The 22,411-nt window shown below is 40.2% G+C and carries 20 protein-coding genes and 4 pseudogenes; 6 read left to right on the top strand and 18 right to left on the bottom strand.

Going from position 1 to position 22,411, the window contains the following annotated elements; genetic code table 11:
* Positions 1-22: 22 nt before the first annotated feature.
* From LEPTO7376_RS19695 to LEPTO7376_RS19660, 8 genes are all read right to left on the bottom strand, one after another.
* Positions 23-1,372, bottom strand: a complete 1,350-nt coding sequence (locus LEPTO7376_RS19695; protein ID WP_015135818.1) for an aspartate aminotransferase family protein — start codon at positions 1,370-1,372, stop codon at positions 23-25.
* Positions 1,373-1,404: 32 nt separating this feature from the next.
* On the bottom strand, positions 1,405-2,745 hold the full coding sequence (locus tag LEPTO7376_RS19690; protein ID WP_015135817.1) for a hypothetical protein: 1,341 nt from the start codon (positions 2,743-2,745) through the stop codon (positions 1,405-1,407).
* 34 nt (positions 2,746-2,779) lie between these two features.
* Positions 2,780-3,616 (bottom strand): class I SAM-dependent methyltransferase, encoded by an 837-nt coding sequence (locus LEPTO7376_RS19685; protein ID WP_015135816.1) that lies wholly within the window; start codon positions 3,614-3,616, stop codon positions 2,780-2,782.
* A 39-nt stretch (positions 3,617-3,655) separates the two neighbouring features.
* Positions 3,656-4,507 carry an MBL fold metallo-hydrolase gene (locus LEPTO7376_RS19680; RefSeq protein WP_015135815.1) on the bottom strand — a complete coding sequence of 284 codons (852 nt, stop codon included), beginning with the start codon at positions 4,505-4,507 and terminating at the stop codon, positions 3,656-3,658.
* Positions 4,508-4,524: 17 nt separating this feature from the next.
* Positions 4,525-5,457, bottom strand: coding sequence for a phytanoyl-CoA dioxygenase family protein (locus tag LEPTO7376_RS19675; RefSeq protein WP_015135814.1), 933 nt, complete (start codon positions 5,455-5,457; stop codon positions 4,525-4,527).
* Between the two features lie 65 nt (positions 5,458-5,522).
* Entirely contained in the window at positions 5,523-6,215 is a 693-nt protein-coding gene (locus LEPTO7376_RS19670; protein WP_015135813.1) for a YggS family pyridoxal phosphate-dependent enzyme, read from the bottom strand.
* Between the two features lie 109 nt (positions 6,216-6,324).
* Entirely contained in the window at positions 6,325-7,149 is an 825-nt protein-coding gene (locus tag LEPTO7376_RS19665; protein WP_015135812.1) for an SDR family oxidoreductase, read from the bottom strand.
* A 25-nt stretch (positions 7,150-7,174) separates the two neighbouring features.
* Positions 7,175-7,885: an iron-containing redox enzyme family protein gene (locus LEPTO7376_RS19660; protein ID WP_216700261.1), complete on the bottom strand. Its 711-nt coding sequence runs from the start codon at positions 7,883-7,885 to the stop codon at positions 7,175-7,177.
* Positions 7,886-8,355: 470 nt separating this feature from the next.
* Between LEPTO7376_RS19660 and LEPTO7376_RS29265 the strand changes: the two are divergent.
* The 4 genes and pseudogenes from LEPTO7376_RS29265 to LEPTO7376_RS19640 all read left to right on the top strand — a co-directional run bounded on the left by LEPTO7376_RS29265 (position 8,356) and on the right by LEPTO7376_RS19640 (position 12,296).
* Positions 8,356-9,055: pseudogene (locus tag LEPTO7376_RS29265) on the top strand (IS6 family transposase).
* Between the two features lie 87 nt (positions 9,056-9,142).
* A pseudogene (locus LEPTO7376_RS29260) lies at positions 9,143-10,014 on the top strand (IS630 family transposase).
* Between the two features lie 190 nt (positions 10,015-10,204).
* Positions 10,205-11,230: an iron ABC transporter permease gene (locus LEPTO7376_RS19645; protein ID WP_015135810.1), complete on the top strand. Its 1,026-nt coding sequence runs from the start codon at positions 10,205-10,207 to the stop codon at positions 11,228-11,230.
* A 1-nt stretch (position 11,231) separates the two neighbouring features.
* Entirely contained in the window at positions 11,232-12,296 is a 1,065-nt protein-coding gene (locus LEPTO7376_RS19640) for an iron chelate uptake ABC transporter family permease subunit (protein WP_015135809.1), read from the top strand.
* A gap of 234 nt (positions 12,297-12,530) precedes the next feature.
* On the opposite strand, the pseudogene LEPTO7376_RS28490 reads toward LEPTO7376_RS19640, so the two are convergent.
* Together LEPTO7376_RS28490 and LEPTO7376_RS28485 are read right to left on the bottom strand one after the other, a co-directional pair.
* Positions 12,531-12,891, bottom strand: a pseudogene (locus LEPTO7376_RS28490) (IS6 family transposase); the annotation flags it as partial.
* Between the two features lie 79 nt (positions 12,892-12,970).
* The gene (locus tag LEPTO7376_RS28485) at positions 12,971-13,204 is read right to left on the bottom strand and encodes a hypothetical protein (RefSeq protein WP_264308919.1); all 234 of its coding nucleotides are present in this window, start codon (positions 13,202-13,204) and stop codon (positions 12,971-12,973) included.
* 78 nt (positions 13,205-13,282) lie between these two features.
* Between LEPTO7376_RS28485 and LEPTO7376_RS19630 the strand changes: the two are divergent.
* Positions 13,283-14,140, top strand: a pseudogene (locus LEPTO7376_RS19630) (IS982 family transposase).
* A 52-nt stretch (positions 14,141-14,192) separates the two neighbouring features.
* Here LEPTO7376_RS19630 and LEPTO7376_RS19625 read toward each other — a convergent pair.
* Positions 14,193-14,720: a GIY-YIG nuclease family protein gene (locus LEPTO7376_RS19625; protein ID WP_015135808.1), complete on the bottom strand. Its 528-nt coding sequence runs from the start codon at positions 14,718-14,720 to the stop codon at positions 14,193-14,195.
* A 97-nt stretch (positions 14,721-14,817) separates the two neighbouring features.
* Between LEPTO7376_RS19625 and LEPTO7376_RS19620 the strand changes: the two genes are divergently transcribed.
* On the top strand, positions 14,818-15,978 hold the full coding sequence (locus LEPTO7376_RS19620; RefSeq protein ID WP_015135807.1) for a DUF58 domain-containing protein: 1,161 nt from the start codon (positions 14,818-14,820) through the stop codon (positions 15,976-15,978).
* A 39-nt stretch (positions 15,979-16,017) separates the two neighbouring features.
* Here LEPTO7376_RS19620 and LEPTO7376_RS19615 read toward each other — a convergent pair whose 3' ends face one another.
* The 7 genes from LEPTO7376_RS19615 to LEPTO7376_RS19585 form a co-directional block, all read right to left on the bottom strand.
* A complete protein-coding gene (locus tag LEPTO7376_RS19615) occupies positions 16,018-17,064 on the bottom strand; it encodes a PepSY-associated TM helix domain-containing protein (RefSeq protein WP_015135806.1) in 1,047 nt (348 codons plus the stop codon).
* 139 nt (positions 17,065-17,203) lie between these two features.
* Positions 17,204-18,076, bottom strand: a complete 873-nt coding sequence (locus tag LEPTO7376_RS19610; RefSeq protein ID WP_015135805.1) for an adenylate/guanylate cyclase domain-containing protein — start codon at positions 18,074-18,076, stop codon at positions 17,204-17,206.
* Between the two features lie 136 nt (positions 18,077-18,212).
* Complete coding sequence (locus LEPTO7376_RS19605) at positions 18,213-18,581, bottom strand: slr1659 superfamily regulator (protein WP_015135804.1); 369 nt, start codon at positions 18,579-18,581, stop codon at positions 18,213-18,215.
* 48 nt (positions 18,582-18,629) lie between these two features.
* A complete protein-coding gene (locus tag LEPTO7376_RS19600; protein WP_015135803.1) occupies positions 18,630-19,220 on the bottom strand; it encodes a DUF6272 family protein in 591 nt (196 codons plus the stop codon).
* A 33-nt stretch (positions 19,221-19,253) separates the two neighbouring features.
* Positions 19,254-20,882, bottom strand: a complete 1,629-nt coding sequence (locus tag LEPTO7376_RS19595) for a PP2C family protein-serine/threonine phosphatase (RefSeq protein ID WP_225901132.1) — start codon at positions 20,880-20,882, stop codon at positions 19,254-19,256.
* Positions 20,883-21,207: 325 nt separating this feature from the next.
* Positions 21,208-21,501 carry a hypothetical protein gene (locus LEPTO7376_RS19590; RefSeq protein ID WP_015135801.1) on the bottom strand — a complete coding sequence of 98 codons (294 nt, stop codon included), beginning with the start codon at positions 21,499-21,501 and terminating at the stop codon, positions 21,208-21,210.
* Positions 21,501-22,373, bottom strand: coding sequence for an MBL fold metallo-hydrolase (locus tag LEPTO7376_RS19585; RefSeq protein WP_015135800.1), 873 nt, complete (start codon positions 22,371-22,373; stop codon positions 21,501-21,503). Before LEPTO7376_RS19585 ends, LEPTO7376_RS19590 begins: the two co-directional genes overlap by 1 nt.
* Between the last annotated feature and the right edge of the window lie 38 nt (positions 22,374-22,411).

Here is a 22,411-nt window from a genome sequence, read left to right as displayed (position 1 = left end):
TTTACCTTTTTGAAAAGTTAGTTTAAATTAAGTTTTCAGTTTTTAACCATGCAATTGTCTGAGAAAATGCAGTAACTGTTTGGTCTATATCTTTGGTTGAATGTGCTGCCATAATCACACTGCTTAGAGAAATATCAATTCCATTAAGCAATAAACCTAAACGTAAATATTGACGTAAATAAGGATTGCCACGGTACATTAATTTTCGATAATCCAATGTATGGGGATTAAAATCAGCGGTTTTTAATCCTTTCAACCCATGACCAATTAAAAATTTGAGACAAGAAAATTCACCATACACAACCCAATCTAGATGATTATCATCAATAATTTGATTGAGTTGTTGACGAAAATAGTTTGCTAATTCATTAATGTGCTTGTGAGGTTTTCTCGTTTTTATTGCTGTTAGCATTGCAATCCCTGCTGAAGCAGAAACTGGATTAGCATTAAATGTCCCTAGATGAGAAACTTTTGTACTTTTAAGTGTTTTTTTCTGTACTTTTTTAGAGATTAAATTTAGAATTTCCTGCCTCCCAGCAACAGCACCACCAGGTAATCCTCCAGCGACAACTTTTGCTAGTGTTGTTAGATCTGGCGTGATCTGATGGTAAGTTTGGGCACCACCAGGATGTACTCGAAAACCAGTAATAATCTCATCAAAAATTAGAACAACACCGTAATGTAGTGTGAGTTCTCTTAATTGAGCTAGAAACTGGCCTGTTATCGGAACAACTCCAGAACATCCTCCTGTTGGTTCTAAAATGATGCATGCAATATCGGGATCTTCCCGTAGATATTTTTCTACTATATCCAGATCATTGGGAGGACAAGCAATTGTCTGGCTAGCGATATATGAAGGAATACCAGAAGGAGTATTTTCTCCTTCTCCAGCCCCTAAGATTACAGAATCTTGCCAGCCATGATAATGCCCTAAAAATCGAAGAATCTTATTTTTGCCAGTATAAGTTCGGGCTAGCCTAATTGCGAGTAAATTGGCTTCGGTTCCTGAGTTTGTAAAACGTACTTTCTCAGCGGATGGAATTAACTCTTGTATTAAATTTGCCCACTCTATTTCTAAAGGATGACAAGCACTATAGTGAGTTCCTAGTTGGAGTTGCTTGGTTACTGCGGCCACAATCTCTGGTGGATTATGGCCTAACAATAAAGCCCCATTTCCTCCCCGATAATCGATAAATTCTTGCCCGCTTACTCCCCATTTTTTACTGCCATTTGATTCTTTGATGTAGATGGGGAATGGTTCCATATAGCGACCATCACTAGTGATGCCATCCGGCAAAACTTTATTGGCTTGCTGTGCTAACTCTTGGTCTTTTGGAAACGCTTTTTGATATCGTTCCAAAATTGTTGGCATTGAATTTAATCTCCGTTTTTTTGAATTGAGTTTTAGGGTGTTTTCGTATCTTCCAATAGATATAAGAAATATTCATGGCGATCGCCCAAATAGTTCTTTGCTTTTTTCATCAAATCTCCTTCAGTTAAGCTGGAAGGATATAGCTTAAATACATCTGATTTCTGGAATAATGGATACAAAATAGTCATGGCTAAAATATAGAAAAGATCATGATCCATTTTGTAGCTTCTACGTCTTTCCTTAGACCAAGTATCTTGAATCTCTCTTCTATATTTTTTCAACATAAAGAGATAAGGAACAAAACAATTCCATAACTTCTTAGTAATGGAGCTAATTTCTTGCTCTGTAGCCTTGGGGAAATAGCCACTAATCAACTCAAATAAAGGATCATATTCGAGCAAATTAGTTAATGTATAAGTATCTAAGACAGCAGGTGTAGAAAACTTAGCGATTGTCCGGTAAACTACAGAGCCTAAATCACGCAATGCTTGCAAAGTGCGAAACTCGGCTGGAATTTCATCCATATGCCGCGTTGAATCTAAATCTGTAAAGAGGATTTCTTGATGTTCAAAATCAAAATCGAAATTCGACCATTCAGGAGAGTAACGATAGAGTCCAGCTATCGTAAATTGTCTAATGCCCTCACCAATTTTTCTAGCTAAAATTTTGATGGTTTTTAGACGCGTTACTTCACTTAGCGGATCACCTTCAATTCCCAAAGATTCCCGAATGCGATCATAATATTTATCTGCTTCTGGATCGATGCCTCGATGGGTCGCCTTACCAAACTGAATTTCCGATAAGCGATAGGGAGCAGTATCTGGTACTAGTGAAATTACAGCTCCCATCGGCTGATCAAGAAAGCGATACTCTTCACCATACTGAATCACTGCCACCGGGATAATGGTAGGCACACCTTTTTCTACTAAAGTTTGAGCACTACGATATTCCAATAGAGCGCGACTATGAAGAATTCCTCCTACTGGAGCAGGGTTACTATAAACAAAAGTATATTCTCCTGCTTGGTTAAAACCGAAGTGAGGGTAAGTTGCAAAACTGTCTAAAGGTTTTGTTGTTGGTGGAATGGGTACTTCAGTGAAAGTATCCAATAGTGGATCACGATGGCGACTTGTATCAGGAGGGTTCCAAGCACCTACACCTTTTAATTTCGCAGCTCGTAGTTTATGACTAGGACGATTGGCTAAAGAGACAGGTTGCTCTAAAAGGTGCCATGCCATTCTGCCTCGACGCGGAAATTTTGGCATGCGTTGCCAACTCGCAAGTTCAATTAAAGTCTTAAATTGTTGGTCACTGATATTAAGATCTTCAAATTGATGGGTAACAGTATATTTGAGGGATTGTGTAGTAATCAAAGCTCTATCCTTTTGTACTAAAAAATAGTGAAATTCAAAGAATTCCTGTTGTTAAAACTTCTAGGATTCCGTAATAAACATCATCACGGTCGAGCACATATTCTTCAGAGTTTGGGTCAAAAGAACTACTCCATTGTTTGATATCTTCTGCTGACAGATAAGGGGCTGAAATTTTTTCATATAATTGAGCATTGCCTCGGATGTACCGCTTTTCTACTTCAGAGAGAGGCGCTAGCATTTGTACGCTATATGAAGTGGTTTTAACGTCTTTAAAGCCACAATCTTTGAAAATGCTGTGGGATTTTCGACCAAAATAATTGTCAAAGTAAATATTAGGATTTATTGCTTCAGACGCTTGGGCGATCGCCAACATTACCTTTGCAGAAAGAAGCGGATTAATCGGATGGACAATGAACATACCATCATCCCAACTACGATCGGCAATTTTTCCTCCTGCTTTGATGATGCGTTTTTGCTTATTTAAAGCCGCATTAATATCAGCTAAATAAGGAGAGCAACCACTAATAAAAACTAAGTCAAAAGTATTGTCTTTAAAATCTAGCTCATTTAAATTAGCAACTTGGTATTCAATCAGACTTTGCAGAGGATTTTCCTTTAAATTCTGCTGAGCATACTCAATCCAGCGCGAATCCATATCAACCCCAATTACCTTGCCATGGGGTTTGACCTTTTCTGCAAAAAGAGAAGACCATAAACCAGCACCACACCCTAAATCCAGAACAATATCACCGGACTGAATATCAAGACTATCAACAATCTTTTGACGATGTTTTTGTTTTGCAGAATGATGATCTAATTGCCATTCAATATTGAGCAATTCTAGCTCTTTTATCCCTGATCCATGTTTCATTTGATCTAATTTATCAATTAAATGACTGTGTAGTTTATATCAAGCTATATCTACTTTCCATGCCATATTATGTTTGCTGATTTTGACTGGCTTAGGGGCAGACCAGTGAGTCCCAATAACTAAAATATTTTGCTCACTAACTTTCTCTAAAAAAGCTCGTCGAGTGGCTTCTGCTTGTTCGGGAGAAGTATCCGCAGTACAGAGCCAATCTGGATGAGCACATTGACAGGGATGATGCATCACATCTCCCGTGATCACTGCATTTTTACCTTGGGAGGTGATCGCCACACTACAATGCCCCGGAGTATGACCCGGAGTATGGAACAACCTTATTTCTGGCGTAATCTGATAGTTGCAATCAACCAAATCAACTAATCCAGCTTTAAACACTGGGGCAACCGAATCCCCAAAAGTTTTCACCCAGAAATCATCTTCCTGCTCTTTGCAATATTTAACTTCCGATTCGGCCATCAAATAGCGAGCATTCGGGAATGTTGGAATCCATTCACCATGGACTTTCATCGTGTTCCAGCCAACATGATCGTAATGCAAATGAGTACACACAACGATGTTAACATCATGGCGCGAGAAGCCAGCCTTCGTAATATCTTCTAGAAAGAATCCATTGAGTTCATTAAATGCTGGTTCTGCTCGCTTTTTATCATTACCAATACAAGTATCAATAATAATTTTTTGACCATAGGACTCGATTAAAAGTGCTTGAACTCTAAATTTCAATCGGCCATCTTGATCAACAAAATATGGTTTAAGCCAATCAAAATCAGAGGATAAATTTTTAGCCGTAGCATCAGGAAGACTGAAATCTGGGTCCACTGAAATGTCAAGTTCAATGACCGATTTAACGAGAACATCACCTATGTTCCAATTCATAGTTTGACCTCCTAGCCTTATTCTGAGTCCCAACTCTTCCTGTAAAAAACGCCCTTACCTAAACTATTATTTGTTTCAGTGGGATGAAAGTCATTGATATCAAAGCCTGGAGTATACTGATTCTCTCTAATAGTTGAGTCAGATAGCTTTATTAACGGACGATATTGATGGTGCTCTTGCCCTTCTTTAATAAAAGGAGCATTATTCGCGGCATTATAGCTAGAGTGCATTAGGATGCGAGAGTTTTCAGAGCTATTCGCCCCAGAACCATGCAGGGTATTCGCATGAAAAAAGACAACATCTCCTGGCTCAAGCTCACAGTAAACAACTTCATGTCTTTCTAAAATTTTTTCTAATCTAGGAGATTCTGGAATATTTTGATTTCCTCTCTCCTTCACAGAAACATGATTGACACGACCAACTAAATGAGACCCTTTGACAACTTGTAAACAGCCGTTATTTTTATTGGCAGGACTCAAAGCAATCGTACAAGTTAAAAGCTGTGGAAAAAGACAACCATCTTGATACCAATAGTCATAGTCTTGATGCCATGCTAAACCTGTATTGTTAGGTTGCACTTTAACAATTTTGGAGTGCCAATGGTAACATTTTTGCTCTAATAAAGCTTCGGCAGCATTAATCATTCTCGCCATGCGAGGAATCACGCCAAATATACTGTTACCTAGCTCTGTCCACACAGCAACCTTGAAATTATCACCACTTTTGTCAGTGTTTCTTTTTGTCCAGAAGTTATTAAAATCAGGATTGCTCTTGATTATTTCTTGTAAAGGAGCAATTTCTTCTGGAGTAAAGAATTTACGGATGATCACAAAACCATCGTCTTGATAACCTTTGATTTGGCTGGAAGATAGAGCCGAAGATTCAAGAACTGGCTTGATAGTCTGGAGTGACAAATGGTTTATGTCGAGAGTTTTTTGAGTGATGCTCATGTTGTTTCGATTAGAAAGATAATTTGTTCAAAAATAGAGTGATTTAAAATGTCATTTCAGTTTGCTTATACGCTCTTTGACATAACTTTTCTCTCTCCAAAAATACTCCGGCCAACTCGAACCATTGTTGATCCAGCTTCAATGGCTAAAGCATAGTCACCAGACATTCCCATAGATAATTCTTCAATTTGAATGCGGGATAGATTCTGGTTGTTGATATCAAGAGAGAGCTGTTTTAGGCTCTTAAATCCTTCGAGAATTTGTGTATCAGTCAGTCCTAGAGGCAAGATTGTCATTAGCCCTCGAATCTTGAGGTTTTGCAACTCATTAAGCTCGGCTAGAGCAGTCATCAGCTCTTGGATACTTAAACCAAATTTATCGGGATCAGGCAACACTTTGACTTGTAGACAGACAGAGGGAGTACGGGATAATTCTCCTGCTAATTGATTCAGTCTACGGGCTAGCTTTAATGTATCTACCGACTGAATCCATTGAAATTGTTGTATCGCTTTAGCCGCTTTGTTACTCTGCAAATGACCAATTAAATGCCAAGTAATATCGGTTAAATCTTTGAGCTCTTCTTGCTTTTTTGCTTCTTCTTGAACTTTACTTTCTGCAAAGTCTCGAAGTCCTGCTGCATAGGCTGCGCGAATAGCTTCTGCGGAGGCTTGTTTTGATACAGCGATTAATTTTACTGATGCTGGCAAAACAGCACAAACTTTCTCAATTCTTTCTGCAATAGATCCGGTAGTATCCATTTTAAATTCAATAATTCAAAGGGTTATTCAAAAAACAGAGATATGATTTATATTTCACATAAAGAGCATCTAAAATAATCATCTCTTTGAAGTTATCACTTCATAGTTTTTATGGATTTCTTGAAGCTTCTGCGTAGGCGCTTTTAAGAGGGACTGTTAGTTTACCGCCATCGATCGTAATGCTTTGACCCGTCATATAGCTCAGTTTGTCTGAGGCTAAACAAGTCACTAGATCTGCGACTTCCTCTGGTGTGCCCATGCGTCCCATCGGGATGCCAAATGCTAATTGATCTTTAGCAGCTTCCAATGAAATGTTTCCTTCAACGGACATTTTTTCAGCTAAGTTCAACATTGCTCCCGTGCTAATAACACCAGGACACACTGTATGGATGAGAACATTTTGTCTGGCTAAATCTGCGGCGATCGCCCGACTAAAAGACGCTAACCCAGATCTCAAAGTAGTAGATATTAGAAGATCACCTCTAGGCTGTTCAACCGCACTGGTGGCAATATTAACGATTCGCCCCCAGCCATTTTTTTGCATATCAGGAACGACTTGTTTAATGAGTCGAATGGCACTCATCAATACCAATTGGTAAGCATCGTCCCAATCTGAGTCATCTAGTTGATCTAGCTTACCGACGGGCGGGTTACCCGTATTATTCACGAGAATCTCTATCGAACCAAGTTGAGTTTGTACAGTATCCAGAAGCTTTTCTATATCTTTTTTCACACTCAAATCAGCAACAACGCCAATAATTTTGGCATTAGTTTGAGCTGCTAGAGCCTGACGAGTTTTCTCCAGAGTTTCTGAGTTACGCCCACAGATCGCAATATTGCTTCCTTCTCTAGCGAGAGACGTCGCAATTGCTTTGCCAAGCCCTTGACTGCTTGCACAGACTAGGGCGACACGATTATTTAGTCCAAGCTCCATAACTTCATTTCCAATCCAAAATATTTCAACTAACAGTCAGCAAAGAGGGAAGTTTCAAAGCATAATCTTGCTGACTTCCTAATTGCTGATTAGCCTCCAGAATATCCTGGTGGACAACATTCCAAAAACGATTCCAAAAAACAATTCCATGGTGGTAATTGTGTATCATTGCTTTAATTTGATGTTCGTCAGAACAACAATTCAAGCCCATAGTTAAAGCCCTTCTAATATGCTCAGGTTCTACCTTGAAATGCTCTTGAAAATATGGCGTTTCTAATAATTCTTCCCTTGCGCAGTTATAGGGCTGTAGGCACTCAAATACATGGGAAATATTATGCTCAGCTAAAAGCTCAAATCCCAAGAAAAATCCAGCAACTTCATAGTCATTCTTTGAGTTCAGCAGCTTGTTTCTTAAAGAATTCAGAATGTCGTCCAGCTCAGTTGTTGGGTAAGCAATAAGTTCTTGTTTATCGATTCCTGCTTGTTCTAGTGCTTCTAACAATAAAACGGAGTGAACTTGAGACGGCTCGCCATGACCCAATTCTTCATCGACTGTCTGGGCAACGTAACTACGGTTTGTATGACTCTGCAATAATGGCAAAGCTAAACAGAGAAAATCGGCTGCAAAAACGCTAAAATGATACCAGAATGACGCAACTCGGAGAGGTGATGTATTTATTTGAACTTGACTGAGTTGGTTTAGCGGAATACTTGCGAGCCAAGCTTGTTTTGACAAAATCCCTTTAAGGTGAGATTGCCATTGATCAAACTGCTCATCTTTGGTAGTGCTATAGCTGTTCATTTGATAAATACAGTTTTTAACTATAGGTTTTTCTCTATCATGCTTGGCAATTTCAAGGCTAATATCAAGCTTAGGTAAGGAACGAATTGCCTCAGAAAGATTAAGCTTAAAAGCTCAAATTTGTTAAGCAAATTTTTAGATTTAAAAAACTCTTACTGACAGATATCAGTATGGTAGAAGTTTTTAGATTGACAGGGCTTTGTTACTAAAGTTTGCAACAGTACACAGAAGTATATATATATACAGGAGGGTTTCAATATCTTTTGATTTTTGTATTTAGAGTTTGATAGTCCTAAAGGTGTAAGGGTGGAATAAAAAGAATGTAGACAAAAATGCAACTATCTTGCCGGCATTGTCAACTTAAGTGAAAGGTTTTCACGACAAGGATTCTGTCAAATGAGCGAATGAATCATTTCTACAAAAGACATCGCTATCCAAGCGAGATCATCTCTCATTGCATCTGGCTTTACTACACATTTCCCTTGAGCCACCGCGATATCCAAAAGATGATGCAATACCGTGGTATCGATATCACTTATGGAACTATCCACCAATGGTGTCATAAGTTTGCTCAAACCTCTGCCAACCACCTTCGTCGTAAACGAGCTAAGTCAGCAGATAAATGTCATCTACACGAAATTGTACTCAAAATAAAAGGCAAATATCACTACCTTTGACGAGCCGTGGATAAAGAAGGTCAAACCCTAGATATTCTTCTGCAATCCAGACGAAATAGGGCAGCAGCAGAGAAGTTCTTCAAGAGATTGCTCAAGGGAGAAGGGACAGTTCCTAGAGTGAGTCACCGATAAACTCAAGAGTTATGGAGCCGCTAAAAAGAACATACTCAAAGGGGTAGAGCATAGACAGCATAGAGGCTTGAATAATCGAGTATAGAATTCCCATCAACCGACGAGGGTGAGGGAAAGGCGAATGGGCAGATTCAAGTCCTCTGGTCATGCCCAACGATTTTTATCAGCATTTGAACCGATACGAGGATACTTCCACCCACATCAACACCAGCATCCAGCCAGAGAATATCGGGAGATAATGAGCCAACGGATAGAGAGTTGGCAGAAACTCACATGTCTAGAGAAAGCTTTCTAAATCAGGAACAGCCGTCCTTGTAGAAAAATATAGCAGGCAAGGAGTGGGTTAAGACAGAATAGGATAGAAGCAATAAACATAGATGCCATGCCTGCTCCCCATAGTCTTGATTTACGCCTAAAAGCTGTTGCCGCCTTCGATAAAGGTGAACGAAAAAGTGATATCTGTCGCTTCTTTGGTATTAGCCGAAATACGCTAGACCTGTGGCTGAAACGACGAGAGAAAATCGGTTCAGTCGCTCCGAAGACAGATTACCGTCGAGGCCCTCAACCGAAGATTAATGATCTAGATGCTTTTCGTGCTTTTGCAGAGAAATATGGGCATCTAACCCAGAAGGAAATGGCGGAGAAATGGCCAGAGTCTATTAGTGATGCATCCAGACGTGAAGCTCTACGGAAAATTGAATTTACTCGAAAAAAAAGACCTATCGATATCAAGAGAGAGATAAAGAATTAGAAAAAGCATTTGTGGCACAACTGAAGCAGTATGTCCAAGAACGACTCGTATATATCGATGAAAGTGGATTTGATAATACCTTAGATTATGGGTATGGCTACTGCCATAAGTCAGAGAGGTTTATCGCAGAGAAGTTAGGTCATCGTACAGAACGAGTTAGCGTGATTGGAGGATGGCGAGAGGGAGAGCAGATAGCACCGATGGTATTTGAGGGCTATGCCAACAGCGCCTTAGTTTGCCAATGGGTAGAGGATTGCTTAGTGCCAGAGTTGATTCCGGGTCAAATTATTATTCTGGATAATGCCAGTGTTCATCCAAAGGAAAGAATACAAACATTGGTGGCGAAGGCAGGATGTGAAGTGATATTTTTGCCACCCTACTCACCACACCTGAACAAGATAGAGAAGTTTTGGGGGAGGTTAAAGAAGGAGGTAAGTAAGCTCATCAAGAAGACTGAGGATTTGTTCGATGCCATCAGAATAGCCTTCTGTTCTATGTCCTAACCTTCTCCTTCGCTGCTATAGTGGCTACATTCCTAAAACCTTCAGTTAAGTTGACAATTCTTTTAAAACTTTCTGACATCAAAATAAGTTTCTGATTCAAAAAATCACAAGGGTTAAGATCTTGCTGAATAAACTTAATCCCCGTATGATTTAATGACAATTTTTTGAATTAAGTGAGTGGCTATTTGAAGTGTCTACTGCTCCATCTGCACGATCACAGAGAGCTCAATCCGGGATATTAGCAGTAGGTATTGTTATTGGCTTGGTGGTTTTGATTGTTTGTTTTGCTGCCAGTGTGGCCTTTGGTGTCGCGGATATTACTCCCCTCGAAATTTATCAAGCTTTAGTTAGTCCGGATGGCTCGACAGAACATCTAATTATTCGAACGGTACGTTTACCTCGTTCGATAACAGCGTTACTTGTAGGAGCTGCTGTTGCTGTTGCTGGAGCGATTATGCAAGGTCTCACACGCAATCCTTTGGCTGATCCTGGAATTCTCGGTATCAATGCGGGAGCGGCTTTAGCTGTTGTTGGATCGGTATTTTTATTAGATGCGTCTTCACTGAGTGCTTATGCAGGGTCTGCTTTGGTCGGAGCCACAATATCGACGATCACCGTCTACAGTTTAGGTTCTTTAGGACGTGGTGGTTTGACCCCCTTAAATTTGACGATTGCAGGTGCTGCTTTCACAGCTTTAATTTCGTCATTAACAACAGCCATTTTAATTTTGAGTCAACGCACTCTTGATGAGATTCGGTTTTGGCTAGCGGGCTCTGTCGCAGGAAGAGATTTAGAATTAGTCGTTCAAGTTTTGCCTTATTTATCAGTGGGATTATTGCTGGGTCTTGCTTTGGGAAAACAGTTGACAACCCTCAGTTTGGGAGATTCTGTCGCTAAAGGTTTAGGTCAAAATACGGCTTGGGTAAAGGTGTTAGCCGCCATTAGTGTCGTCCTCTTGGCAGGTGGTTCGGTGGCGATCGCCGGGCCGATTGGTTTTGTCGGATTAATCGTGCCCCACTTTGTTCGCTTTTGGGCTGGGGCTGACTACCGCTGGATTTTGCCCTACTCGGCATTATTAGGAGCAATTGTCATTCTCATTGCTGACATTATTGCCAGACTTGTCATTCAACCGCAGGAACTACCCGTTGGTTTGGTGATGCCATTGATTGGCGCACCATTTTTTATCTACCTCATTCGCTCACAGGTGAAACGCTGATATGGCAAGAACTTTTAAATCTCAAAATGGGCGATCGCCATGGTTAGTCTTGCGATGGGGGAAAATCTCATTTCGTCTAGATCGACGGGTGCCATTAATTTTAGTGAGTATACTCGCCATCACCCTTGCCGCAATGGTTTGGAATGTTGGGCAAGGAGAATATCCCATTCCACCATTGGATGTATTAAAGACTGTTTTAGGTTTACCCACAGGCAACGAAGATTATGGTTTTGTGGTGAATACCCTACGTTTGCCGCGGGTGCTAACAGCTTGGGGTGTAGGTATGGCACTGGCGATCGCCGGAACGATTACCCAAGGCATTAGCCGTAACCCTTTAGCTTCACCGGGCATTATCGGCGTTAACTCTGGAGCAGCTTTAGCAGCAGTCATCCTCATTATTGTCTTTCCTTCTGCACCTATTGGTCTACTTCCCATTGCCGCTTTTGCAGGAGCATTTGCCGTTGCAATCTCGATTTACGCTTTGGCCTGGAATGGCGGGACTTCACCAGTGCGTCTTATTCTTGTGGGTATCGGTTTTAGTTTAGTTACCGGGTCAATCACCAGTATTTTGACCACCTTCGGCAATATCAATAGTGTTAGTCAAGCCTTAGTCTGGCTAGCGGGCAGTGTATACGGTCGTAGCTGGGAAGAACTCACGGCATTTGTTCCATGGTTAGCGGTGTTTGGCTTCGCAGCCCTCGTTCTAAGTCGCGAACTTAATGCGCTGCAAATGGGTGATGAGCTGGCAATGGGGTTAGGTAGTCATTTGGAATGGCAAAGAGGCTGTTTAACATTCTGCGCAGTTGCTTTAGCTGGATCGGCGATCGCCACAGCAGGCAATATCGCTTTTGTTGGATTAATGGCTCCCCATATTGCGCGGCAATTGGTTGGGCCATCCCATGAAGGGCTACTACCAACTGCAGCAGCAACTGGTGGCATGATCGTCGTTCTTGCTGATTTGATTGGTCGTTTACTCTTTGCACCAATTGAGCTGCCCTGCGGCATTATTACAGCCATTGTCGGTGCACCATACTTTATCTATTTGCTTATTCGTACTCGACGTTAACCTTTAACATCAGAAATTTTATGCATTCCTCAACCGGCATTGTCAACTTAACTGAAGGTTTTAGGAATGTAGCCACTATTTTTCTACAAGGACGGCTGTTCCTGATTTAGAAAGCTTTCTCTAGGCATGTGAGTTTCTGCCAACTCTCTATCCGTTGGCTCATTATCTCCCGATATTCTCTGGCTGGATGCTGGTGTTGATGTGGATGGAAGTATCCTCGTATCGGTTCAAATACTGATAAAAATCGCTGGGCATGACCAGGGGATTTGAATTTGCCCATTCGCCTTTCCCTCACCCTCGTCGGTTGATGGGAATTCTATACTCGATTATTCAAGCCTCTATGCTGTCTATGCTCTACCCCTTTGAGTATGTTCTTTTTAGCGGCTCCATAACTCTTGAGTTTATCGGTGACTATCACTCTAGGAACTGTCCCTTCTCCCTTGAGCAATCTCTTGAAGAACTTCTCTGCTGCTGCCCTATTTCGTCTGGATTGCAGAAGAATATCTAGGGTTTGACCTTCTTTATCCACGGCTCGTCAAAGGTAGTAATATTTGCCTTTTATTTTGAGCACGACTTCGTCTAGATGCCATTTATAGCAGTCGCCAGATAGATTAAGACACTCCATAATGGTTTTGCAGACAGGCTCAGAATTGAGATTCACATGACATATCAAACTAAATGGCTACTGCTATATCTGCTGGCTTAACTCGCTTACGACGAAGGTGGTTGGCAGAGGTTTGAGCAAACTTATGACACCATTGGCGGATAGTTTCATAAGGGATATCAATGCCGCGGTATTGCACCATCTTTTGGACATCGCGGTAGCTCAAGGGAAATGTGTAGTAGAGCCAGATGCAATGGCAGATTATCTCGCTTGGATAGCGATGTCTTTTGTAGAAATGATTCATTAACTTGAGTGCTGGATAAGGAAAGAAAAGAAGAAAGCTCATATCGTGGAAGTTGAAACCAATCCACAGCTTTCTCCTATGCTTAGTTTAGACGCTTTATTTTGTGACGTTGACGATTTCTGCCCAGTCTTTGAACCTCAGTGGCATCAAGAATTACTTAGCTCTTGCAAAAGGTATCGTCACCGTTCTAGAAGCCTAAGCTTGAGTGAGGTGATGACGATACTCATCGCTTTTCATCAATCTCACTATCGTAATTTCAAGTATTTCTATCTCCTGATGGTGCGACACTATTGGCAAAAAGCCTTTCCCAAAGCAGTGAGTTATCAACGCTTTGTGGCATGGATGCCCTCCAGCTTAGTGCCTCTATGTGCCTATTTATGTGACTGTTATGGAGATTGCACAGGCATTAGTTTCATTGATGCCACCAGTATCAAAGTTTGTCACAATCGCCGTATTGTCCAACATCGAGTCTTTAACGGTCATGCCGCTAGAGGTAAAACCTCTGTTGGGTGGTTCTTTGGCTTCAAACTCCATCTGGTCATTAATGATCGGGGAGAATTACTTCATGTACAAATCACTCCTGGCAATATTGATGACAGAAAGCCTGTCGTCGAACTGTTACGGAATTTATTCAGCAAAGTCTTTGGAGATAAGGGCTATGTGTCCCAAGCTCTGGCACAACATCTCAAAGAAGAACATGATGTGATGTTAATTGCTAAGCCTCGCCGCAATATGAAGAATCACTTGATGCTCTGGCAAGATACATTCATCGCTCGTAAACGAGCTTTGATTGAAACAGTGATTGACTAACTGAAGAACATTTCTCAGATTGAGCACTCTAGGCATCGTAGTCCAGCGAACTTCTGCGTCAATTTGCTCTGTGGCTTGATTGCCTATTGTCATCAGCCTAAGAAACCTTCTCTCCAACTCAATTAGAGTCTCTTTTCCTTATCCAGAACTCACGTTAACTAATTTTTGGATTAAACACTTATTTCAAATCCAGTAAGCCTTGTTCTTTGAGCTTAGGTTGAAAACGAATTTCGATTTTCAAACCTCGTGCTTCCAGTTTTTCTTTGATTTCTGCTTCAACTCGACGGGCGTGATTTTTTAAGATTTTTGTTTTTTGGATCTCTTCAGCTGCTGCAATTTCAGCGTTTTGTTCTGGGGTGAGATCAGGTTTCACGTCAATGGGTTCTGTCCAGAGGGCTTCGGTTTCGTCATTACCAATAGGTAGGGTGCCATTTTCCTGAATCCAAGTATTTTTGATTTCTTCGAGTAATGTCCGGCTTGGGCGATCGCAAGTATGAATCTTTAGCCAATGACATTGGTCAGGACAACGCACTAAATGTTGCTGCAAACTCTTTTTGAAATCGCGGGAATAGCCTATGTAGCAAAGGGTTTCGGTAGCATCATAAATGGCATAAATCCCGATTTTAGCGTCAAAGTTGGAGGCGATCGCCCCACGACTATCGATATAGGAAAAAAGATTCAGTTCAGCGAGTACAGGCAGATCCATTGGCGGCAGTTCGTTTGGCAAAAGTCTACTATTGATCTTAGGCAAGGCAGCCCGAGCGGAAGGGCGATCGCAACTATCCTTAATTGTTCGAGAAATTATGGCACGGAACAAAAATAATTGGTACTCCAAATTAGAGCGACGCTGGGTGGCTCCGGCTTATGGAGGAGGAGTGTTAGGGGCGATTGGGTTGTCCTTCTTTGGAGCAGCGACGAACACGATGGCTGGCTGGCTCTATGTCATCAGTGGCACTATTTTCGCGATTTTATTTCTCGGAGCAATTTTGCCGATACGCTCCCTAAAAGAATTAGAGATTGGGCGATCGCCAATTTCGCCGGTCAGTGTCAGTGAAGTAATGCAAGTCAAAATCCAAATTACCAACCAGGGTAAAGCTGCAAAAAGCCTAGTTGCAGCGATGGATGAGTTGCCGCCAGAACTTGGTGCACCTCGTCGCAAAGTGATTGAAATGTTACCTCCTAAGGATTCGTTGGAATGGGTTTACGAAATCGATGCTCAGAAACGCGGCATTTTTCATTGGGAAACTATCGCCCTCCGTACCGCCAATCCCCTCGGACTTTTCTGGTGTCGGCGATCGCGCTCCGTTCCGGCAAGAGCTGTCATTTATCCACAAATTTTGCCGCTAAATGCTTGCCCAATTATCGATAGTATCGGCGCCGATGAAAGTACAAAATTCCAGAGCGATCGCCTTTATCAAAATGCGACAGAAGGCTTAACAAAATCAATTCGGAATTATCGAGTGGGTGACCCCATGCGCCTAATCCATTGGCGAAGTAGTGCCCGATTTGGAGAATTTAAAGTGCGAGAGCTCGAAATCACAACAGGTGGTGAAGAAGTGATTATCTGTCTCGATCACCAATTCGATTGGAATCCTGATAGCTTTGAACAAGCAGTCAGTGCAGCAGCTTCATTGTTTTTCTACGCGCGGCGATCGCAACTGAACGTAAAACTCTGGACAGCTCAAACAGGCATTCTCAATGCCCGCCCGATAATCCTAGAATCTCTAGCCGGCATCCAACCAGATAAGACAAAGAAAACCCTTACAACTCCTGACTCGACATTACTTTGGCTTACTCAAAACAAATCAACCCTTGATGCCTTGCCAAAAGGAAGTCGCTGGGTCTTTTTTGCAAATAACGATGATTCCCATTCACCAAAATCAAAAAAAGGCTTAACTATCACTCAAGAAAAAGCATTACAAATTCAATTACAAGCAGCAGTATCAAGCCCAACCCTTAAATAAGAAAAGTGATTGCATATCTAAGAGTTTGGCTAAACCAAATTATCGGAAAAGCACAAGAAAACCTGTCAACCATAAAATCAAAGATAGGATGTTTACAGGGAGAAAGACCCATAAATTCATATCAACTAGACCAATATCTGCCAACTTCCCTTCATGGAGATCTTCTAGAAAATCAGCTCTTCTAACTTGAGCATGAAGTAGTTCACCAGTTTCCGAATCAAACTGTAATTCATTACGGTTTTTAGCTCTGACTGTCGAGACACCTTTATTCGGATAAACGTAAATTCGCCAAACATCTTTCCATTCACTTACCCCATACTCTGGATACTTTTTCGCCGCCTCAAATAACTCCATAATTTCTACTCTTGGAGTTGTGCTTTGTCCAGTTTGTAGCTTAGGCATCACCCAAGGGACTTCATGACGAATCTGTAGCAACAAACCACTAGATATTACAAAAGCCCATGGAACAAGCACTACCCAGCCCAGCCAAGAATGATACTTTAATAGAAAGCCACGCATCCTAATCTTAATAGGTTTCTTTGTAGCAGATGTTTTGTCTTTACCTTCAGGCTTATTTTTACTTTTCTTGAAACTTTTAATTGAAAGCTTGATATTGAGAATAACACCAGTCAAGAAAATCAAGAGAAAGCCAATCTTAATCGGCAAGTAAATAAATAGACGAGTGAATCTATTATTCCCTTCATGCCAATCACTAACAATATCATTCAATCTTTGACGTGTCTGTAGAACTTCTCCAGTCTTTGCATCAACTTGAGTTTCTAATTCCTTATGATTCCGTACTTTTATTGTTCCTTGCTTAGGTCGAATATCAAAAAGCTTAATATCTTCCCAACCATTTACTTTCATCGCAGGAACACTTTCTACACTAGATAGAACTTCCTCAAGTTGAATAGAAGGATCGTACTTTGCAGAACCATCTACTAAAGGAGGTTGTATCCAATCAACAGGCTTCCTAAGCTGCAAAAAAATTCCAGTCGCAATGATAAATACAATAGGAATACCAATTAGAATAGATAACCATTTATGAAGTTTACGATTATCTTTAATACTTAAAGGGTCAAACATTCTGATTCTCAATGACTCAATTTTCTCGATATCAATATTAGCTCAATCTATAAAAAGTAAGTGTATTCTACTTAAAATATTCAGTGTAAGAATAAGGAGATATGGAGACTCTTGTATTCATGAACTAAACTCCTTGATTTTATGAACGATTTTTTGGGGATTGGATTGATAGATTATAGTCACCCTTTATACCTTCAAGGTTATAGACTTTAATCGGTTCAGAAACACCCTTTGCATTCACATATTTTTCTTGCTTAATTTCAACAATCTTCTCAACTTCCTGATAAGTCGAATCGGATATTAAAATTTCTCCAGCCTTCGAGAAAGATTCTATACGGAATGCAACATTTATATGATGTCCAACAACTGTAAATTGGGCTTTTTTCTCTGAACCTACATTCCCAACAACGACTTCACCAGTGTTAACCGCTATCCCCATTTCTAGCGGTGGCATTCCATCGTTTTCTAATTTTCTATTGAGGTTTTCCATTGCAAGCTGCATGTCCAAAGCACAAGCCACAGCCCTTTCAGAGTCATCTTCCCCAGCATTAGGGACTCCAAATAAAACGAGAATGCCATCACCTAAAAAATTATTGATATTTCCACCATACTTATCGATAATCTCAATCATTTCAGACAAATAAGTATTAATGATTTTAATGACAATTTCTGCATCTAAACTTTCAGATAAAGGTGTAAAACTTCTCAAATCTGAAGTCAATACAGTCAGCTTTTGTCTTTTTCCACCAAGTCGTAGTCCTTCAGGTGTTTCTAAAAGCTTATCAACAACTTTATCTGTGAGATAGCGACCAAATATCTGACGAATTAATTTATTTCTTTTCTCTAATTCTGATTCAATGAAGTCAGCATGCTCAGTAATAGTCTCAATAAGCATCTCTAGATCAGAGTTCTCAAGGCCAAGGTTTTCAATTTCTTGCTCTAGCTCTTGGTATTTCTGAGACAATTCTAATCCACATACATTCTGTTCAGCATTATTCTGATTCTTCTTCATCTTCATCTAAGTAATCAATGGTTTTGTAACCCTAGGTCTACCTCTCATCTTGCTAATATTTTTTTCGGTGTTAGATTCTATATATTTTAAAGGATAATTTTTTATTAGAATTCAGCATTGCTGAATGTAGATTGATTTATTTTAATTCCAAGATCAAGCTGGGCATAAGCCTCGTTAGATTCTTTAAAGATTTCTTTTGCCAAGGAATAGATTGTGAACCAACAATTTTCATCTGTACGTCATCTTTCTTACGAGCAAAAATCACGAATTTAGACAATGTACTAATCCCTGAACTATTTAGAAACTTGAGCTTTTCTAAGTTGATGGTCATTAAGTCGGAATTGTTTTGAATAATCTCTTTTAAAAAAGAGGATATAGGTTCATACTCTTTCGCTCCAATTAATCTTAAAGACCCCTCCATTACGACAATATTGTCTTCTTCTTCATAATAAACCTTGTATTTGCCATCACTATCATTAATCATTTGTTGCTGTACTCCTAGCATAAAACTGTTGCCTGAAATTCAAGAAAAAAATTATAGTTTAAAAGAGCATTATACTTTCAAATTAACCATCGTTGTGACAGTCGTTATATCAGGGTCTTGCTGAACAGTCTCGAATTTCCATGCTAGGCTAGCCGAATAGTCATTAATCATAGTTAGCAACCCTAATCCTGAGCTATCACTATTCTCATCTTCAGCCGACTCCTCAAGCTGCTTGAAATAAATCTCTTCGGGATCAGAGTTCATGAGCTCAGTTAAAAAAGATTTGAATTCATTAATTTCATTTGGATTAATGCTGTTAGTGACCCAGAAATATAGATCTTCCTGATAAAGTTTTAATTCAACTGTGATCGGATGCTCCGTAGCATAATCATTATATTTCATTGAATTCTCTAATAATTCATTGGAAATATAGTTGACTATATATTTTATTTCTTCTCTTTCTGCCTCATCACCAGGATAAAAAGTAGTTAGGTAACTCGCAATAAAGTCGGCAGAAAGACTATTGTTTTTCCAACATTGTTTAAAAGGAGCTGTCGCAGGAGAAAAAACGATTGTGAGATATGCATGACTAACTGGTAAGTTCTCAATAAATTCACCCACAATAGAGTTGTGATTTGAGAGATTAAAAGATTTATCCATTTAGAAAAAATTCCTTAGAAAAAGGCCGAGCATTTACTTTTGTTTTAAAATCACAAATGTGATATCGTCAAAAACTTTTTGTGAACCTATATGAGATTTGACATCGGAGATAACAATTTCCTTGATTTCCTCTGATGTTTTTGACCAGTTGTTACTGAGAAGATTACACAATTTATCTAACTCATATTGTTCTCCGCTATTGTTTTCTGCTTCTGTGACGCCATCGGTAAAAAGAACGACTCCATCACCAGAATTTAAATTGAACTCCCGGGAACTGATAAAATGTTCAATTTCGTATTCCAAGCCAATTGGAAAGCCTAGGTCAATAGTATCTATTAGTTCAACTTCACCACTTTTTCTGACCAAAATCACATCTTCATGTTGGCCACTTAAACTGATCGAACCATCTCGGTAATTCATTAATGACAATGTGAGATTTTTAGCAGAATCCATTCTCTGGATATTGTCATAGATAATGCGATTCACTGTATCCAGAAACTTAACTGGATTTGATTCACCATGAATCATTAGGGTTCTTACTGCTGTCTGAACCATAATCATCAGGACACCACTTTCTAGACCATGTCCTGTAACATCACCAATACCAATCTTGAGTTGATCGCCATATCGCAGAATATCGTAGTAATCACCGCCTACTTCATCTGCTGGATCCATAAAGGTTGCAATCTCTAAACCAGGAATCTGCTGAATTTCATTAGCATTCGGCAGAATCATAGTTTGTAGCTGTTGGGTGATCTCCAGCTCAGCGCTAAGCCTTGTGTTTTCTTTCTCAAGACGTTTATTCAGCTCCTGAATTTCAGTATTTGCCTCGGCTAGCTCTGATGTTCTGTCTAAAACTTTTTGTTCCAAATTGTGATTATAGTCTTGGATGAGACTGAGTAAATTGTTGTAGCGATCCACCATATAGCCAATTTCGTCGGCCTTATCCACTTTGTAAAACTGACCAAAATTTTGGGATTCTCGATTCTTTTCTAGGAATTTACTGAACTTACTCACTCTACGGATGGGCTGGATGATACCGATAGTGAGGAGAGTGGAAAAGACAAAAACAGCCAAAATAATCAATAGTGTTGTGACTGCCAGAGTTTGCTGGATCTTTTCCGCATTTTGAACAATCGCCTCATTTTGTCTGAGTTGAATTGCTTCAATGATTTCGTTTAATTCATCACCAGTATCTTGTCCTTCGCCACGAACATAACTATCGCCTTGGGTGTGATCATTGGTTTCTAAGAAGAGATCGATGCCTTCGTAGTAGGTCGCAATAAGTTGTTCATGATCTGCAAGAAACTTTTCCAGATCCTCTCTGTAAGGTTTGGCCAGAGGATTTTGTAGGAGGTCATCTGTTAGCTGATTTATTGATTCTGTTTTCTTGTCGACTCTTGAGCGATATTTGTCTAAATCTTCTGGATCATGTCCTCTGAGGAAAAGATTTTTGCGATGCTTAGCTTGTTCAATAAATTCATCGTTGATCTCTTCGACTTGTAAACGCAGTTCGTTGAGTTTAATGGTTGATTGATTGATCGACTTTAGATTATTTGAGATATACGATACTCCAGAAGGGATAGTGGCGATCAGAAATAATGTATATCCCCCTAAAATCATTAGTGTTCGGTTGAGAACACTAGATTTTTTTTGTTTCATCCAGCTTGTCTGACTATCCATGTATTGCAAAGCCAAATTTCAGTTAATGGCAATCCTGATTTAAAAATATTTTTGATTAGCAACTAATATTTCCTGGTGACATCCACATGTATACCTTTGATCAAGAGCGGATTCCGTGAAATTTTAATAAAAGTCAGTATCAAAAGTGCATACTTTTCCCGCAGAAAAGTTGTTCACATCCAAGGCTATCCCTTAGTTGCTTTGAGTGCTATTCATAGTTGTAGCAGAGCTTGTCTGAAAGCTTTTGTGATTCAAGATAGTGGATGAGGTGATCTTGATGATCAACCGGATACTTTCAATCTCGCTATCTTGATAAGAATCTATAGAGTTGAATAATAAGTTTGAGCTTATGGTGATAGTCTCTGAGCTGCTGTTTACGGGAGATTAGTTTGTCTTGTACTTCTGGTAACAACGCCATGCTTTGTCGTGCTTGTTCTAAATCCACCACAATATGTCTTTCATCTGCTGTAAATTTCTGGCGTAGATCTCGTAGCTTACGTCGCCAACGGGGTAGTTTCCAGAGTAAATAAAGATTGAATCCGGTTAGGCAGAGGTTGAAGGCGATCGCCACGCCAAAGTTCCAGTGAGGGTATTCCATTAAACGCTGGCCATCCAATCAATACATTGCTGCAAATCTTTCTGCATGGCTTCAGAATCACGGTGATAACGGCGGCCATGTCCCGGCAAAATCCAACTAAAAGAGTGATCTCGCAGTTTTTTCATGGACTCGGTTTGTTGCTCCCATGAATACCAACAGAAATTTCGGAAGCCAGTCAAATGCCCTAGTCGCACAGAATAGGCCAAATGATCCCCGGTGAACAAATATTTGTTTTTATAGAGCAAAACAGTATGTCCTTCGGTGTGTCCCGGTACTGCAATAATCTTGATATCTTCAGCAAAATCAATATCTTCTGTTCCGGTGAGAACAATTTCAATATTTTTAGTTCCCTCTCTTAGTTCCGTTTCGTGCAGAAGGCGATCGCACCCAAAATAGTCATGAAATTTCTGATGATCTGCTACATCATCACGATGAGTTAAGTAGAGATATTTGACGCCGCCCATCTTCTCTAATTGTTTGGTTAGGGGCGGATTAAAACGCGGTGAATCAATCAGGATATTTCCATCTGGACGCTGGATAAAATAGGATGTGGCACCAAAAGATTTTTTAGAGTGATAGCCACAATAGTAAACATTTTCGGCAATGTTCAAAGGGAATTCGGCCTGTATCGCTTTAATATCATTCGGGGAATTCACTGTGCCGATGGAAGCTGTCGGACAAGCTAATAATGCTCGTAAACCCGCTTTCTCTTCGGCTGGAGTTTTGGGCTGATGGTGCACTGCTGATTGACTATCCTGACGATTAAAAATCTCTGGGCTCAGCCAACGGCAAGTATCGCAATCGATGCAGGTGCTATCTACATAAAATTCACCTTCAATATTCTGCGATCGCCTATTTTGTAACGTTGCCATCTTTACGTTTTCACCTTCACCAGTAAGCTTGATCGTAA

This window comes from [Leptolyngbya] sp. PCC 7376, from assembly GCF_000316605.1.
GTDB lineage: Bacteria > Cyanobacteriota > Cyanobacteriia > Cyanobacteriales > MRBY01 > MRBY01.
This window is presented reverse-complemented; position numbering and strand designations above follow the sequence as displayed.

Bases quoted from the DNA above. Each gene is read 5' to 3' on its own strand.
- LEPTO7376_RS19695 (WP_015135818.1), bottom strand. From the start codon at position 1,372: ATGCCAACAATTTTGGAACGATATCAAAAAGCGTTTCCAAAAGACCAA.
- LEPTO7376_RS19685 (WP_015135816.1), bottom strand. From the start codon at position 3,616: ATGAAACATGGATCAGGGATAAAAGAGCTAGAATTGCTCAATATTGAA.
- LEPTO7376_RS19680 (WP_015135815.1), bottom strand. From the start codon at position 4,507: ATGAATTGGAACATAGGTGATGTTCTCGTTAAATCGGTCATTGAACTT.
- LEPTO7376_RS19675 (WP_015135814.1), bottom strand. From the start codon at position 5,457: ATGAGCATCACTCAAAAAACTCTCGACATAAACCATTTGTCACTCCAG.
- LEPTO7376_RS19670 (WP_015135813.1), bottom strand. From the start codon at position 6,215: ATGGATACTACCGGATCTATTGCAGAAAGAATTGAGAAAGTTTGTGCT.
- LEPTO7376_RS19665 (WP_015135812.1), bottom strand. From the start codon at position 7,149: ATGGAGCTTGGACTAAATAATCGTGTCGCCCTAGTCTGTGCAAGCAGT.
- LEPTO7376_RS19640 (WP_015135809.1), top strand. From the start codon at position 11,232: ATGGCAAGAACTTTTAAATCTCAAAATGGGCGATCGCCATGGTTAGTC.
- LEPTO7376_RS28485 (WP_264308919.1), bottom strand. From the start codon at position 13,204: ATGAATCATTTCTACAAAAGACATCGCTATCCAAGCGAGATAATCTGC.
- LEPTO7376_RS19625 (WP_015135808.1), bottom strand. From the start codon at position 14,720: ATGGATCTGCCTGTACTCGCTGAACTGAATCTTTTTTCCTATATCGAT.
- LEPTO7376_RS19620 (WP_015135807.1), top strand. From the start codon at position 14,818: ATGGCACGGAACAAAAATAATTGGTACTCCAAATTAGAGCGACGCTGG.
- LEPTO7376_RS19615 (WP_015135806.1), bottom strand. From the start codon at position 17,064: ATGTTTGACCCTTTAAGTATTAAAGATAATCGTAAACTTCATAAATGG.
- LEPTO7376_RS19610 (WP_015135805.1), bottom strand. From the start codon at position 18,076: ATGAAGAAGAATCAGAATAATGCTGAACAGAATGTATGTGGATTAGAA.
- LEPTO7376_RS19605 (WP_015135804.1), bottom strand. From the start codon at position 18,581: ATGCTAGGAGTACAGCAACAAATGATTAATGATAGTGATGGCAAATAC.
- LEPTO7376_RS19600 (WP_015135803.1), bottom strand. From the start codon at position 19,220: ATGGATAAATCTTTTAATCTCTCAAATCACAACTCTATTGTGGGTGAA.
- LEPTO7376_RS19595 (WP_225901132.1), bottom strand. From the start codon at position 20,882: ATGAAACAAAAAAAATCTAGTGTTCTCAACCGAACACTAATGATTTTA.
- LEPTO7376_RS19590 (WP_015135801.1), bottom strand. From the start codon at position 21,501: ATGGAATACCCTCACTGGAACTTTGGCGTGGCGATCGCCTTCAACCTC.
- LEPTO7376_RS19585 (WP_015135800.1), bottom strand. From the start codon at position 22,373: ATGGCAACGTTACAAAATAGGCGATCGCAGAATATTGAAGGTGAATTT.